Raw genomic sequence first — 15,349 nt, forward strand, 5'->3', positions numbered from 1 at the left:
ACAACTCAAACCTGAACTCAGGAAACATCACTTGTCACGGGTGACTCATCTTGACGCTTTGCCAGATTGCTCCACCAGTCTGGCTTTTTTTATGTCCTAGACTTCAATCATTTATTCAGTAAATTTTAAGAAATAAAACCTAATCTCAGCGTAGTTAAATATTAGAACTCATCGTATGCGCTACACATCTATCATTCAGCAATGGAAAAAACCAACGATAAGCCTAGCACTATTCAATTTAGTACTCTCAGTATGGGTTGGCATTGGTTTAAATATTGCGTTCTACAAACAACTTACTTCACTCACACCTTATCAAGGTTACCCAGCAATTCTTTTTTTAATAGGTTCATCTGTCTTAATCACAGCTGCTTATTTTTTTATTTTCAACCTTATTCATTGGAGATTGAACGTAAAGATATTTGCAAGTATCTGGATTGTATTAGGCGGTATGTCTGCATATTTTGTAAGTAGTTTAGGCATTATTATTAATGCTGATCAGATTCAAAATATGATGCAAACCAATACGATGGAAGCATTTGATCTGATAAATATAAGATTATTTATTTGGGTTGTATTTTTTATTTTAGCGCCTCTTTTTTTTATTTATTGGGTGAATATCAAAAAATCAACGTTTTCTCATACCCTTTGCAGGAAAATGTTACACAGTGCAATCAGTTTAATTTTAGTGTTAGGTTGCGCTTATTTATATTATGTTGACTATGCAGCTATTTTTAGAGAAAACAGAGAGTTGAAAGGAATGATCAGCCCTCAAAATGTCGTTGCAGCGTCCTTCAGTTATTATAAACATCTTCAACCTCCCAAAAATACTATAATTCAACCCTACGGACGTGATGCACACCAATTTATTCAAACGGCGACCCATCAAACTCCAAAACTGATGGTTTTAGTGATAGGAGAAACAGCACGTGCAGAAAGTTTTCAGTTGAATGGATATGATCGAGCTACAAATCCAGAATTAAGCAAATTAAATATAATCAATTTTCGTAACGTCAGTTCCTGTGGTACTGCAACGGCGGTATCCGTACCTTGTTTATTTTCTGGTATGACTCGACAAGCATATACAGAAAAAGTCGCAAGACAACGGGAGAACTTACTCGATATTATTCAACGTGCGGGCTACAAAGTCACGTGGATCAATAACAATTCAGGATGCAAAGAGGTTTGTAATCGGGTTGAGCGTTATGAAATTCCCGAATCTATTCGTAAGCAATGGTGCGATTCTAAGGGTGAATGTAAAGATGAAATATTGATTGATAGCCTTAATGCCTATATTCAAGCCATTCCCAAAAATGATAAAACGCCAAGACTTATCGTACTCCATCAAATGGGAAGTCACGGCCCAGCTTACTATAAACGGTCCACTCATCAATACACACCCTTTCAGCCGACCTGTAACACGAGCGCAATTCAGGGATGTAGTCAACAAGCTCTGATCAATACGTATGATAATTCAATTGTATATACAGACCATATTCTCGCTTGGACAATCAATTTATTAAACAAACAAACTCAATTTCAATCCGCTTTATGGTATTTATCAGATCATGGTGAATCCACGGGTGAACATGGAATGTATTTACACGGCGCGCCTTATCAAATTGCACCATCACAACAAACTCATGTGCCGATGATCATGTGGTTTTCAACAGCATGGCGAAAACATCAAGCGTCAACTGTACGATGCATTGAATCTCAGAAAAATGATGTACTTAGCCAAGACAATGTCTTTCACACCATGCTAAGTTTATTGAATATTCATACTACAACATTACAACCCGCATTAGACCTCAGCCAACAATGCAAACCTCAATTACAGAACAGAGCCTAATATGAATAAAATCCTGATGATTGAAGATGACTTTATGATTGCAGAGTCATCTCAAAAGTTGCTCCAATATCAATCATTTGAAGTAGTCTGGGTCAATAATGGCATCGATGGCTTAAAACAATTAAATCAACAAGCATTTGATTTAGTGCTGCTCGATCTTGGATTACCTATGATGGATGGCATGCAAGTACTCAAACATCTTCGCTCACTATTTCCTTCAATTCCTGTACTCATTATTTCAGCAAGAGATCAACTTCAGCACCGTATCGATGGATTAAATCAAGGTGCTGATGATTATCTAGTAAAACCATACGAGTTTGAGGAGTTATTAGCGCGTATTCACGCCATACTCAGACGTGCATCTCAACAAAATACATCTCAGATAAAACAAATTTTAGAATTTGGCGGACTCAGGTTAGATCTTGAACAACATATCGCGAGTTTTGAAAATCAGACGGTTGAATTTTCAAACCGTGAGTGGGCTTTATTAATTCCACTCTTAACTTATCCAAATAAGATTTTTTCTAAGTCTAATCTTGAAGAAAAACTGTATGATATTGAAAATGAAATCAGCAGTAATACCATTGAAGTCTATATTCATCGCATACGCTCAAAATTAGGTAAAAATTTTATTCGTAATGTGCGAGGATTAGGTTATCGGCTAGGTCAGCCTACACCATAAATCAAGAATTGATACATGACGCAACCCTACTCTTTACAAAAGCAACTTGTTGTATTTACCTCAATTTTTAGTGTGGTGATGGGATGCATATTGGTTTTTTCAGCCTATAGAACAGCTTTAGAAGAAACAAATGAAATACTTGATGCTCAGCTGAAAAATCTGGCAGAGCGTGTTGCAAAATTTAATCCAGATCCTGTAAAGAGTAAATTTTCACATTTAAAACAGTACCATGAAGAAGATTTATTTGTAGATGTTTGGGCCTATGACCAACAATCACATTTACACGAAAAGTTTAAACAGTTGGTTGAGCCCGTCGCTAACTCAGGTTTTTATCATCACACTAATCATTATGGTAAATGGCATACCTATGTGATTCCATTGAAAACTGTTCAAGTCCAAGTGAGCCAACAAGACTCTGTTCGACAAGCTTTAGCCATAGAGCTCGCAATCAATATGTTTTTACCTTATTTAATTATTATGCCCTTCGCGATTTATGGCTTAGGTTTTATAATTAGAAGAAATTTTGCTCCATTTGAGCAATTTAAATCCGAATTAAGTACACGTAAACCAAATGAGCTGACCGTAATCGACCCTCAACAGTACCCTATTGAGCTAGTACCCAGCATTCAAGCGATCAATCAATTATTTCAAAGGATCTCTGATGCCCAACAAGAACAAAAACAATTTATTGCAGACGCCGCTCACGAATTAAGAACACCAATTACAGCATTAAATCTTCAAACTAAAATTTTACTCAAAGAGCTCCCCCATCACGAATCGTTAATCAAAATGAATAATGGTTTACACCGAACTCAGCATTTGGTCGGACAGCTTTTAAATCTCGCTCAACAAGATTCATTGAATGCCAGTAACGAGAAAAAAATGAGTATTCGGTTAGATGAACGTGCTTATCAATCTATTGAACAATTGATTCATTTAGCCTTAGCCAAAGAAATCGATTTAGGTATGGAACGTTATGAACACGTTCAAATTATAAATTATTCATCTGCTATAGATTCAATATTAACCAACTTAATAGAGAATGCGATTAAATACACGCCTCCCAATGGCATCATTAATGTTTCGACATTTCAAGAGAATGATATAGCTATCATTCAAGTCGAAGATAGTGGTCCAGGAATTTCAGCAGATCTCTATGAACGTATTAAAAAAAGATTTTATCGAGTCGAGCAACACCAAGAAATTGGTAGTGGCTTAGGTTTATCAATTGTTGAAAAAGCTGTAGAACGTATGGGGGGTAATCTTATCTTTGATCGCAGCCCTCAATTAGGTGGTTTATTGGTGAGAGTAGAAATTAAACTACATTAATTGCTTAGGCTAATTTAACCTTATCTTTTAGACTAAATATTACGACATTGAACATCCAAATCAACCAACCTGTCCAAAGATTATGACTAAAAAAATGTGCACCTCTAAGCATTTGCGTCCATCCCATAAGCATTCCCAAGAGAATTGCACTCAATAAGTAAAATTGAGCTAATTTTGTTTTTTTGTTCCTGAACACAAAATACCCACTCAATAATGCAAAACCTGCAGAAGCATGACCTCCAGGAAAACAATGCCCAACTTTACTACTGAGACTCCAGACAATTGTCATTCCCTGAGGTTGAGCTGCATCCCATGGACACATCAAGTTCGACTGTGATTTGAACAATGCTATTAAAATAATTGAAATTAAAGCAACTGCAAAAATTGTGATGTAATTTTTAGAGGTTTCCAAACTATGATTTCTCGATTTGGGATGAGCAACGATTAATGCATATATCAGCATACTGCAGTACATCGCGATTAGCACATATTTAACCCATTCATGCCCGACTACACTTGGCCAAAATGCATCCTTTAAATAGAATACTCCTTTTGAATTTAAGCCTAATTGAATCAATTTCATGTCGGCTGCACCATGTACTGGAAATAGATTGACCAAAATTAAATAGCTCAAGATTAAGGCGATACATTGCTTGCGATAGAAAAAACTCATACTAATTCATCGAATAAAAATGTATTTAAATCAATCAGGCTTAAAATTTTCTGAACGATTTGACATCAAATAGACTTTTATACTGCATAACGATATGCTTAAACCAACCTGAGTTGGGTTTTAAAAATAAAAAAGTGTTAAGGATAACCACGATGCAAACTCAAGAATTACTCATTCCGAATGGCAACTATCAAATCCAAGCGGATTTTTATATGCCAGAGCCGATCACAAAAGATTCTAGTATCATCATTATGGCTCATGGCTTAGGTGGAGAAAAAAGCTGTGGCTTAAACTCTTTCGCTGAAGCTTATGCAGAATTGGGATATAACGTATGCGTATTTGATCATTCTGGTTTTGGATTAAGCAGTGGTCCTGTTCAGCATCTTGTTGATAAAAATAGTCAACTTCAGGATTGGAACGTCGTTATCGACTATATTCAAACCCGATTCTACATCCCGAAAAAAAATATCATTTTATGGGGGTATTCGTTCAGTGGTGCGCATGTTCTAACATTAGCAAGTGAACACACCTTTAAAGCAGTGATCTCTAATTTTCCACACGTTGATGGTTTAGCGAGCTTGACACTGTATCCGAAAAAATATTTATTGCCTGCAACCATGATTGCATTACAAGATTTAGCCCTAGCAAAAATAGGTAGAGTCAAAACCATGCCTGTAGTTGCAAAAGATCGGTTTGCCATTTTGGCGGGTGAAGATTGCTATGATGCATATTATCGACTGATCCCAGACGGAATGAATTGGAAAAATGCTGTTCCAGCTCGAATCGTTGCAACCATTGGTTTATATCGACCAACAATGATCGTTCATAAAATTCAATGCCCTGTTTTTGTGTCAGGTGCGGAACTAGATTCACTTATTCCTGTCAAAGCAACACGTAAACTCGCACAAAAACTAAAACAAGGTGAATATCGTGAGTTCGTCTGCGGTCACTTCGATCTATTCCATTCGCCAGTTTTTGATCAACTCATCGCAGCGCATCAACGTTTTTTGGAAAAACTAAAATAAACTTTTAAAGTTGGTAGTTATATCCCTTACTGCTTAAGTAAAATTCACTGATGAAATGGCATTCTTTTAGAATGTCATCAGTGACTTGTTGATGCTGATAGTAGCTGTGTTTCATTAATGCAAAAACCATTTCAACCAGATACACCGCTTCCTCTTTTCTATTCAATTTCAGCGGATGTACTTTCTGCTCAAATACCGCTTGTAAATCATGAGCAATCTTCTCAATGACGATTTCCTGTAAATTAAAACCATCAACATGTACTGGCCCACCCAAAATCAAAATACTTGCAGCAGGATTTGAATTGTAAAACTCTGCCACCTTAGAAATTAGATCAAAACAAATATCACGTGTTGACCAAGTTTGATAGCACTCATTTTTAAACAAAACATAGGCCTGCAGTTCATCTAAATAACGTTTCACCAATATGCTGAACAAATGATTAACTGTTGGAAAGTATTGATAAATCGTAATCTTAGGAAGATCGGACTGTGCTGCAATTTCGGGAATAGTACAGTGATTGATGCCTTGTTCTTCTAATATTTTCTTCGTTGTTTCTAATACAAGTTCTAACCTTGCTTTACTTCTTTTTTGTACAGGAAGCTTAATTTCATCAAAAAGCATTTAAACAAATCCCCTGTCTTGCTGTTTAAAAATAAATCGATTATAGTCATAAAACCAACTATAGTTGGTTATGAATAAAAAGAACATCATTCAAGGATATGAATATGAACACAGTCTGTATCATTGGTGCAGGTCCGTCAGGAATTACGGCTGCTAAAAATTGTCAACAAAATGGTATTGCATACGATATCTTCGAGAAAAATGACAAAGTCGGTGGGAATTGGGTGTTTAATTCTAAAACTGGTCATTCTTCAGTCTATGAGAATACACACATTATTAGCTCGCGTACAATGTCTGAATATGAAGATTATCCAATGCCAGACAGTTATCCTGACTATCCACGACATGATCATCTACAGCAGTATTTTGAAAATTATGCCAAACATTTTGGTGTATATGACAAAATTAAATTTCATCACACTATTCACCATATTCATAAAAATGAAAATAAAAAATGGGTGGTGGATTACACCGATGATCAAGGTAAAGAACAACAGAAAATATATGACTATTTAATGGTTGCAAATGGTCATCACTGGAAACCGAAATACCCTGAGTATGAAGGTGAATTTACTGGCAAGTGGATGCATTCACATGATTTTAAAGGTGTAAATGACGACTGGCGTGGAAAGAAAATTTTAGTCATTGGTGCAGGTAATTCAGGCTGTGATGTTGCCGTAGAATCAGCACGTGTCTCAAAAGATGTGTATATATCGATGCGCAGCCCACAATGGTTTGTTCCAAAATTTATGTTTGGACATCCCGCAGACATACTCGTCAAGTCAATGGAAAAACTTCCGCCCAAAATGCGCCAAAAAATTCTGACCAAATTGGTAAAAGCATTCAGTGGAAATTACGCAGATTTTGGCTTGCCTGTAAATGACAAACCGATGCTGACACAACATCCAACGGCGAACTCTGACTTCATTGACTATGTGCGTCACGGTAAAATCAAACCAAAACCAGCGATCAAGCGTCTCAATGGTAAAATTGTAGAATTCGTCGATGGTACTCAACAAGAGTTTGATATTATTTGTTGTTGTACTGGTTTCTGGACCGTCTTCCCTTTCTTCGATAAAGATTTTATAGATTTCCAACATGCTGAAAAATTACCGCTTTACCGTAAAATGATGCATGCAGAACATGACAATCTTTATTTCATTGGTTTATTCCAGCCACTAGGTTGTATTTGGCCAATTTCAGATCACCAAGCCAATTTGGCATGTCAGGAAATCTTAGGAAAATATAAACGTCCAGCTGATATGAAAAAAGCGATTCAGCATGAGTTAGATCATCCACATTACAACTTTGAAGGCGGTCAACGACATGCAGCAGAAGTTGACTATAATGACTTCCGTGCAGAACTTGTATCTGACCTTAAAACTGCTGGTGTCATCATTCCAGAGCGTAAACCTTTGGTTTCAATCCGTAAATTAGTTGGTTCTTTACTGACTGCATAATTTAGTGTATTTCTAGATCATCAGTGAGTGTTACGTTAATCGTGAGCACTCACCTTACATAAGTATAATCAACTCAAAATAACAACTTAAATGATCAATAGCAGGAGCTTTGCATGCACGGACGTATGATGTTTCAACCTTTATTAATCAGCAGTTTACTAGAACATGCTGCTGAATTTCATAAAGACACCCTGATCGTTTCAAAAAACACCGATGGCACACTTTACGAAACCAATTGGGGCGATGTATCGGATAATGCTAAACGTGGTGCAAAGGCATTAAATGAACTTAAACTCATTCACGGCGATTGTATTGCAACATTAGCTTGGAACAATCATCGTCATTTAGAGTCTTGGTATGCTATTTCTGGGAGTGGTTTAATCTGTCACACCATTAACCCAAGATTATTTCCAGAACAACTGATTTTCATTATTAATGATGCACAAGATAAAGCGATTATTTTTGATAAAACATTCCTACCTTTGATTACAGGAATAAAAGCACATATTCCACTGGTGCAACATTTCATTTGCTTAGATGCACCTGATGAAAAGATTCATCAAGCCTTACTCGAAGTCTTGTTCTACGATGACTTAATTGCGGGTCAAACTGCAGAATACACATGGCCTGAATTTGATGAAACCACTGCTAGTTCACTATGTTATACCTCTGGAACAACAGGCAATCCTAAAGGTGCTCTCTATTCTCATCGCTCAACTGTTCTTCACAGTTTAGCGGCCAGCTTACCTGACTCACTCAATCTATCAGCCAAAGATATTATTTTACCTGTAGTTCCGATGTTTCACGTTCATGCATGGGGAACACCTTATGCCGCAGCGATGGTAGGTGCTTCAATTATATTACCAGGGCCGGGTCTTGATGGTGAGAGTCTAGTTAAACTCATTGATCAATATGAAGTGACTGTTGCACTTGGTGTTCCTACCATTTGGCAAAGCTTATTAGTCGCTGCAAAAGCAATGAACAGTTCACTGACCTCTTTAAAACGTAATGTCATTGGTGGCTCGGCTTGCCCACCAAGCATGTTAGCGACATTCCGTGATGTATATGATTGTGAAACCATACATGCTTGGGGGATGACTGAAGCTAGTCCACTTGGCACTGCCAATCAATTCAAAGCCAAACATAAACAACTTTCTCAGCATCAACAAGCAAAACTACGTCTTTCCCAAGGTCGCCCACCATTTGGAGTCAGTATTCGTTTAGTGTCTGAAGAAAAAGGAACCGATCTTGTTCCACATGATGGTGAGACTATTGGTAATTTACAAATCAAAGGACATTGGATTGTTGACAAATACTTTGGTCAGTCCGACTCACCATTGACCAGTGATGGATGGTTTGATACTGGAGATATTGCATCCATAGATGCAGATGGTTATCTGCATATTAGTGATCGTGCGAAAGACTTGATTAAATCTGGTGGAGAATGGATCTCTTCTGTAGAGCTTGAAAATATCGCAATGGGTCACCCAGAAATTGCGATGGCTGCGGTCATCGCAGCACAACATCCGAAATGGGATGAAAGACCTGTCTTAATCGCCGTTAAACATCCTGATAGCGAAATCACTGAACAACAACTCATTGATTACTATGCTGATAAAATTGCTAAATGGCAAACCCCAGATAAAGTGATTTTTGTCGATGCCATACCGCTCAGCGGCACTGGAAAAATGCTAAAAAGAAAACTTCGCGAAGAATATGGACATGTATTAATGTGAGTTTAGGTTAATTTCTCAACTTACTCATACTAACTAAATAAAGCTGTAACTGTACATCAGTTACAGCTTTATATTTGAGCCATTACGAATAATTAAATTAGCAGTGTCACGACCTGACAGATATGCACCATGCACAGTACCTGCATAATCGGTATGACAATGTTCACCTGCAAAATATACTTGCGCTGGATGCTCTTTTTTGAAGATCTCTACATCATCTTTAGTATGATCAACTTTTGGAAAACTAAATGAACCTAAACTAAACGGATCACTCCCCCAGCGAGTAATTATAATATTTTGAATGTCATTGGATTGAATGCAAATCTTCAATATTTTCTTAATATATTCATGCACCTGTTGATCCGTTGCTTGATCAACCCATTCTGACTTTGTACCTCCAACGAGAAGGAGATAAGTCGGTTTATTATATAAATGACTAAAATCTAAAATACTATACAGCTCACGCTCATCCCAAAAAAATGCCGTATTGTGTTTAAGTGCATTCCCATTAAATTCTAGAGCTTTTGAAAATTGTATAAATATTTTATTGAAAGATCCAAAACCCAGCTTTTGAATAGATCGGACTAATCCACTAGGCAAAGGCGGCTCAAACTTAATTTTATCTTGCTTTAAAATACCGAGTGGAACTGTCACCACAACTTGAGAACCTACGTAAAGCTGTCCACATACTGTTTTTATCTGCACTTGATGAGAGTCATGATCGATTTCAACAATATCTGCATTCGTATGAATCTCTAAATCAGTAGCCAGAACTTGAACAATCTGTTCATAACCTTTTGGAAATATCACTTCATCGCCTGAGAAGTAGCCTTCAAAATCCATAAAATTATGGGCTAATTGCTCTAAATCAGTTGCAAAAGGATCATTGGCAAGCCTTGAGTAATACTGCTTAATTTTGTGTGTGATGACGTCTCGATCAAAATAATGAAGTTGAAAACGTATCGTTCCTAAAACATTCTCAAGTTGCTCAAAAGCTGAGATATCCTGCTCTATTGATGTATTTTGAAAAACCTTCTGAACATCACGAAGGCATTTTTCAAATTCTAAGCTCTCTTGTTCGGTAAATGGCTGACCATTGGCAAGAAAATAATCCACTTGATCATAATTAAAAACTTGAGTACTTATCCGATTGGACTCTGCAATTTTCCATATCGGATTATTAACAATACCATGTATCCATGATGCACCAAGGTCAAAATAATGACCATTAATGTTTTGTGTATGTATTCTCCCACCTATACGATCACGTGCTTCTAATACAACAACATTAAATCCTGCTGATTTTAAATGCTGAGCACAACTTAATCCTGCAACACCAGCGCCGATAATATAAATAGGATGATTAAAGTCGTTCATTGGTTTTTTATTTGAGGGAATTGGCTTAAAGATATCGCTTTCAAAACTGTTAAAATAGTCGTGTGATGTAATGAATTTAAAAAGATTGGTAATCTTAAGAAGAGTTTAAAATTGTTTGAATCGAATAAATCACAAAAAAACGGCCATGAAGACCGTTTTTTTAGAATGCTTTGATTTTCTCGTTAATCTGCTGAGATATCTTCAAATAAAACTGAAGATAAATAGCGCTCTCCAGCATCAGGTAAAATCACCACTATGGTTTTACCGGCATTTTCAGGACGTTGAGCAAGTTCATGAGCGGCCGCTAATGCTGCACCACTTGAAATCCCCACAAAAATCCCTTCTTTGATTGCAGATTGACGCGCAAAATCAATTGCAGTTTGATTTTCAATCGCGATAACTTCATCCACCAAATCTAAATCTAGGTTCTTAGGAATAAAGTTTGCACCAATGCCTTGGATTTTATGTGGTCCCGGAGTCAGTGTTTCGCCACGCTTCGCTTGTCCAATAATTGGTGAGTCTGCTGGTTCAACTGCAACTGAGTATAGGGCTTGATTTTTAACTTTCTCAAAATAACGCGAAATACCAGAGATCGTACCTCCCGTACCTACACCAGCCACTAAAATATCAACCTTACCACCCGTTGCTTCAAAAATTTCAGGTCCAGTTGTAGTTTCATGAATGGCAGGATTTGCTGGATTTTCAAATTGCTGAGGTAAATAATAAAGCTCAGGATTCTCAGCAACTAAATGTTCAGCTTCTTGAACAGCACCATTCATCCCTTTAGCAGGATCGGTTAATACTAAATGAGCACCTAATGCTTTGAGTACTTTACGGCGCTCGATACTCATACTTGCAGGCATAGTCAGTGTGATGTCATAACCTTTAGCAGCAGCAACAAAAGCTAGCGCAATTCCGGTATTACCACTCGTCGGTTCAACAATATGCATGCCTGCTTTAAGCACACCACGTTGTTCTGCATCTGCAATCAAAGCTGCACCAACACGGCATTTTACTGAAAATGCTGGGTTACGTGCTTCCACTTTAGCAAGAACTGTAGCCCCACCCTGTATCACACGATTAATGCGAATAAGCGGTGTATTACCAATCGCTTCAGCGTTATTACTGTATACAGCGATTCCACGATTAGAAGTTTGTGGAAATTGAGTCTCTGTGGTCATGAACAATCCTTATATTCATAAAACAATACTTTTATCATAATCCTTTTTCATTTTAGATATATAACCATTTGTACGATTTTCATATAAGATAAAATGAATAGGTTATTCTAAATATGAAATTATCACTTTACTGCTTTTAATCCATAAAAATTAGACATTTGACAAAAAGTTCTTAAATTTTTATAACCAGTCTGAAGGTATAGATTCTTCATCTCTTTCACCGTCATTAAATTAAAGTCATCATGTATTCTTTCCAACATGACCTGACTTTGTTTTTCACTTAATCCTATTTTTGTCACCAAATTTTTTAATACTAACTGATCATTTGGTTCTTCGAATTGCATCAGATCGAAACTCAGAACCATGCCATCGTGTTTCAAAGCATGGTAAATATCACCTAAAAAACTCTTTTTGCATGCATGTGAAACAAAATGAAAAACCAAAATACTCAATACTGCATCAAAATTTTCAGGATATTTCTGGAGCACCGTCGTGTCACCTTGCAGAATTGTGACTCGGTGCATTTGCTGCTTAAACTGAACGATCTGTTTTGTTTTTTCAAGCATCGCTGCCGATGGATCAAACACAACAAACTCCGCCTTTGGAAAATGATCTAATAAATAATTCAGTTCAAACCCAGTTCCGCACCCGACAATGGCAATTTTAGCTTCTTCTTTGAGATGAGTTTCAAGTAGCGCCAGTATATGTAGATGCATGAGTTCATATCCTGGTATGAGCTGCCTGATATGTTCATCATAGTTTTCTACGATTTTTGGGTGATCAAAATTCTTTGCCATATCGCTCTTCTACTATTTTTTAAAATTAAGCCGAACTTAGTGAACTAAGTTCGGCTTTGTTGTTTTTCTAGCTTGAAGTTAAAAAATATCCCTCAATGACGATTAAGCACTCTCATCAAAAATATTGAATTGCTCACGCATATATTCTTGGAGTTTAAACTTCTGAGCCTTACCAGAAGCAGTCATTGGGAACTCTTTAAGAAAATGTACATATCGTGGCACTTTATTATGTGAGATATTGGCTTTGCAGTAATCTTTGATCACTTGTTCAGAACATTCATGTCCTTCATGCAAAATAATACAAGCACATAACTCTTCGCCATATTTCGGGTCAGGAAGTCCAATCACTTGGACATCGCTAACAGCAGGATGTTTATATAAGAAGTCTTCAATCTCTTTAGGGAATAAATTCTCACCTCCCCGAATCACAACATCTTTAATGCGACCTTTGATTTTGATAAAGCCTTCATCATCCATTTCAGCGATATCACCGGTATGCATCCATTTTGCGACATCTACGACTTCTCGAGTTTTTTCTTCTTCATCCCAATAGCCCAGCATGACTGAGTATCCTCGTACACACAACTCTCCGAGTTTGCCACGAGGCACTACTTTACCGTGTTCATCGACTATTTTAATTTCGATATGTGGATGAACTCGACCAACAGTGCTCACTCGTTGTTCTAGCGAATCTGTGATCGAACTTTGTGCGCTTACTGGCGCTGTTTCAGTCATGCCATAACAAATCGTGATATCTCGCATATGCATACGCTCAATGACGCGCTTCATGATTTCTTTTGGACATGGACTGCCAGCCATGATGCCTGTACGTAATGTGGTCAAATCAAATTCGTCAAATTGCTCATGATCAAGCATGGCAATAAACATGGTAGGCACACCATAAGCTGCGGTACATTTCTCTTGTTCAATCGCTTTAAGACTATCAAGAGGATTAAATACAGCTGATGGATAGATCATGGTTGATCCATGTGTAATACAGGCAAGATTACCCATCACCATACCAAAGCAATGAAATAACGGTACAGAAATACAAACTCGATCTTTAGAAGTCAGTTTGATTGCCTCTCCCACAAAATACCCGTTATTCAGAATATTATTGTGTGTCAGCATGGTCCCTTTGGGGCTACCTGTCGTTCCGGAGGTAAACTGGATATTGATGGTTTCATCGAATTGAAGACCAGATGCTATCTCATTAAGTTGATCTAACTGCTCTGAAGTCGGTTCAGCCAATAAATCACTAAAGCGATAAAACCCAGTATGTTGTTGATCATCTATTTTGATCAAATACTTTAAATGCGGCAATTTTTCAGCATTTAAAACGCCATTGGTCGTATGTAAAATTTCTGGTGCAATTTGCGTCAAAATTTCTTGATAATTGGTCGTCTTAAAGGTCGATGCAATGATCAATCCTTTGCAAGATACTCGATTGAGTACGTATTCTAGCTCGTAGCTTTTATACGCAGGATTTAAGTTGACCAAAATAATTCCAGCCTTGAAGGCTGCAAATTGTGCGATCGTCCATTCCACACAATTAGGGGACCAAATCGCTAGACGATCTCCCTTTTCTAAACCGATTTTTAATAAACTACATGCAAAAGCATTTACTTTCTCTTGTAACTGCTGATAGGTCAAACGTACATTTTGATGCACACTGACCACAGCATCCTGATCGGCATATTGTAGGCATGCTTGATCAAATTTATGGCCTATGGTCATACCCAATAAGGGTTGCTCACTGGTGCCATAGGCATAACTGAGTCGTAATTGCGTCATTGAATCATACTCCTTGATTCTATTTTCTTATATCAATCCAATATTTCGTTATTAATTACGCGATTACTCGTTTAAACATGACATCCTTTTGTGTGAATTAAATTAATTTTCCTCCTTTGCCTTAACTGCATTGACACAAAAGTCTGCAATTTGCTTAACGAAATAACCTTTATAACCGTCATCAAACATCACATTACGCGATGGATTTAAAGGTTCAATCACAACGAATGTCATCGCACCAACCACGCATAATGCAGCTGTATTTAAATCTTCAAATTCGAACTCACCATTGACCTTTCCTTCGGCAAGAATCTCCTTAATGGATTGTTTTATCAGTTGCTTACTTCTAAAACGTTCATGCTCAATCGTTGGGTCTACGGGCTCAAACATGAGTGAATATGCAAGTTGAGGGCTATTCAGAGCACGTTTTACGAAAGCAGTGACGGCCTTTGTCAACTTCTCAGTCGAAGTCCAATCATTTTTTGCAATCTGATTCAGAATATCGACCTCACCTTTGATGGCCTGTGAAAGCACTTCAATCAAAATCTGATTTTTGTTCTCAAAATAGCGATAGACCAAACCACTCGAGACACCAGATTTATCTGCAATCGCTTGCACTTGTGCATCTTTAAAACCACCACCCGCAATAAGTTCGCGCGCGGATTGCAATATCGATTGACGATTTTGCTCCATACGCTCTTGCATCAAAGTGGATCTTTTATAACTCATAATTGTTCACCCAATCAACTAAAATGAATTATAAATCATTTTCTGAATCTATATTCACTTTTTTAAAAAATAACTGTATTGTATTTCTCAAGCAA

13 protein-coding genes are annotated in these 15,349 nt (G+C 37.2%); 6 read left to right on the forward strand and 7 right to left on the reverse strand.

Going from position 1 to position 15,349, the window contains the following annotated elements; genetic code table 11:
* Positions 1 to 175 precede the first annotated feature (175 nt).
* Genes AC1M9P_RS13385 through AC1M9P_RS13395 form a run of 3 tightly spaced genes read left to right on the forward strand, consistent with a single transcriptional unit; the run spans position 176 to position 3,860 of the window.
* Positions 176 to 1,849, forward strand: a complete 1,674-nt coding sequence (locus AC1M9P_RS13385; RefSeq protein ID WP_481587939.1) for a phosphoethanolamine transferase — start codon at positions 176 to 178, stop codon at positions 1,847 to 1,849.
* Position 1,850: 1 nt separating this feature from the next.
* Positions 1,851 to 2,531, forward strand: coding sequence for a response regulator transcription factor (locus tag AC1M9P_RS13390; protein WP_179999736.1), 681 nt, complete (start codon positions 1,851 to 1,853; stop codon positions 2,529 to 2,531).
* Positions 2,532 to 2,546: 15 nt separating this feature from the next.
* A complete protein-coding gene (locus tag AC1M9P_RS13395; RefSeq protein ID WP_481587940.1) occupies positions 2,547 to 3,860 on the forward strand; it encodes an ATP-binding protein in 1,314 nt (437 codons plus the stop codon).
* 4 nt (positions 3,861 to 3,864) lie between these two features.
* On the opposite strand, the gene AC1M9P_RS13400 is transcribed toward AC1M9P_RS13395, so the two are convergent.
* The gene (locus tag AC1M9P_RS13400; protein WP_481587941.1) at positions 3,865 to 4,533 is read right to left on the reverse strand and encodes a phosphatase PAP2 family protein; all 669 of its coding nucleotides are present in this window, start codon (positions 4,531 to 4,533) and stop codon (positions 3,865 to 3,867) included.
* A gap of 152 nt (positions 4,534 to 4,685) precedes the next feature.
* Between AC1M9P_RS13400 and AC1M9P_RS13405 the strand changes: the two genes are divergently transcribed.
* Entirely contained in the window at positions 4,686 to 5,558 is an 873-nt protein-coding gene (locus AC1M9P_RS13405; protein ID WP_481587942.1) for an alpha/beta hydrolase, read from the forward strand.
* Positions 5,559 to 5,562: 4 nt separating this feature from the next.
* On the opposite strand, the gene AC1M9P_RS13410 is transcribed toward AC1M9P_RS13405, so the two are convergent.
* Positions 5,563 to 6,180, reverse strand: coding sequence for a TetR/AcrR family transcriptional regulator (locus tag AC1M9P_RS13410; protein ID WP_035270045.1), 618 nt, complete (start codon positions 6,178 to 6,180; stop codon positions 5,563 to 5,565).
* Positions 6,181 to 6,284: 104 nt separating this feature from the next.
* Between AC1M9P_RS13410 and AC1M9P_RS13415 the strand changes: the two genes are divergently transcribed.
* Both AC1M9P_RS13415 and AC1M9P_RS13420 read left to right on the forward strand, forming a co-directional pair.
* Positions 6,285 to 7,640 carry a flavin-containing monooxygenase gene (locus AC1M9P_RS13415; protein WP_213032621.1) on the forward strand — a complete coding sequence of 452 codons (1,356 nt, stop codon included), beginning with the start codon at positions 6,285 to 6,287 and terminating at the stop codon, positions 7,638 to 7,640.
* 113 nt (positions 7,641 to 7,753) lie between these two features.
* Complete coding sequence (locus tag AC1M9P_RS13420; RefSeq protein WP_481587943.1) at positions 7,754 to 9,376, forward strand: long-chain-fatty-acid--CoA ligase; 1,623 nt, start codon at positions 7,754 to 7,756, stop codon at positions 9,374 to 9,376.
* A 60-nt stretch (positions 9,377 to 9,436) separates the two neighbouring features.
* Here the strand turns inward: AC1M9P_RS13420 and AC1M9P_RS13425 are convergent, their stop codons facing one another.
* The 5 genes from AC1M9P_RS13425 to AC1M9P_RS13445 all read right to left on the reverse strand — a co-directional run bounded on the left by AC1M9P_RS13425 (position 9,437) and on the right by AC1M9P_RS13445 (position 15,254).
* Positions 9,437 to 10,753: a flavin monoamine oxidase family protein gene (locus tag AC1M9P_RS13425; RefSeq protein ID WP_481587944.1), complete on the reverse strand. Its 1,317-nt coding sequence runs from the start codon at positions 10,751 to 10,753 to the stop codon at positions 9,437 to 9,439.
* Between the two features lie 182 nt (positions 10,754 to 10,935).
* Positions 10,936 to 11,934 carry a cysteine synthase A gene (cysK, locus tag AC1M9P_RS13430; RefSeq protein WP_481587945.1) on the reverse strand — a complete coding sequence of 333 codons (999 nt, stop codon included), beginning with the start codon at positions 11,932 to 11,934 and terminating at the stop codon, positions 10,936 to 10,938.
* Positions 11,935 to 12,056: 122 nt separating this feature from the next.
* A complete protein-coding gene (locus AC1M9P_RS13435; RefSeq protein ID WP_481587946.1) occupies positions 12,057 to 12,731 on the reverse strand; it encodes a class I SAM-dependent methyltransferase in 675 nt (224 codons plus the stop codon).
* Between the two features lie 102 nt (positions 12,732 to 12,833).
* Positions 12,834 to 14,525 (reverse strand): AMP-binding protein, encoded by a 1,692-nt coding sequence (locus tag AC1M9P_RS13440; RefSeq protein ID WP_481587947.1) that lies wholly within the window; start codon positions 14,523 to 14,525, stop codon positions 12,834 to 12,836.
* Between the two features lie 102 nt (positions 14,526 to 14,627).
* Entirely contained in the window at positions 14,628 to 15,254 is a 627-nt protein-coding gene (locus tag AC1M9P_RS13445) for a TetR/AcrR family transcriptional regulator (protein WP_092768402.1), read from the reverse strand.
* Positions 15,255 to 15,349: the final 95 nt, after the last annotated feature.

It is taken from the genome of Acinetobacter sp. 25-47-122, from assembly GCF_056779695.1.

Coding starts and splice junctions, on each gene's coding strand:
- AC1M9P_RS13445 (WP_092768402.1), bottom strand. CDS start 15,254: ATGAGTTATAAAAGATCCACTTTGATGCAAGAGCGTATGGAGCAAAAT.
- AC1M9P_RS13400 (WP_481587941.1), bottom strand. CDS start 4,533: ATGAGTTTTTTCTATCGCAAGCAATGTATCGCCTTAATCTTGAGCTAT.
- AC1M9P_RS13425 (WP_481587944.1), bottom strand. CDS start 10,753: ATGAACGACTTTAATCATCCTATTTATATTATCGGCGCTGGTGTTGCA.
- AC1M9P_RS13440 (WP_481587947.1), bottom strand. CDS start 14,525: ATGACGCAATTACGACTCAGTTATGCCTATGGCACCAGTGAGCAACCC.
- cysK (WP_481587945.1), bottom strand. CDS start 11,934: ATGACCACAGAGACTCAATTTCCACAAACTTCTAATCGTGGAATCGCT.
- AC1M9P_RS13435 (WP_481587946.1), bottom strand. CDS start 12,731: ATGGCAAAGAATTTTGATCACCCAAAAATCGTAGAAAACTATGATGAA.
- AC1M9P_RS13405 (WP_481587942.1), top strand. CDS start 4,686: ATGCAAACTCAAGAATTACTCATTCCGAATGGCAACTATCAAATCCAA.
- AC1M9P_RS13410 (WP_035270045.1), bottom strand. CDS start 6,180: ATGCTTTTTGATGAAATTAAGCTTCCTGTACAAAAAAGAAGTAAAGCA.
- AC1M9P_RS13395 (WP_481587940.1), top strand. CDS start 2,547: ATGACGCAACCCTACTCTTTACAAAAGCAACTTGTTGTATTTACCTCA.
- AC1M9P_RS13390 (WP_179999736.1), top strand. CDS start 1,851: ATGAATAAAATCCTGATGATTGAAGATGACTTTATGATTGCAGAGTCA.
- AC1M9P_RS13385 (WP_481587939.1), top strand. CDS start 176: ATGCGCTACACATCTATCATTCAGCAATGGAAAAAACCAACGATAAGC.
- AC1M9P_RS13415 (WP_213032621.1), top strand. CDS start 6,285: ATGAACACAGTCTGTATCATTGGTGCAGGTCCGTCAGGAATTACGGCT.
- AC1M9P_RS13420 (WP_481587943.1), top strand. CDS start 7,754: ATGCACGGACGTATGATGTTTCAACCTTTATTAATCAGCAGTTTACTA.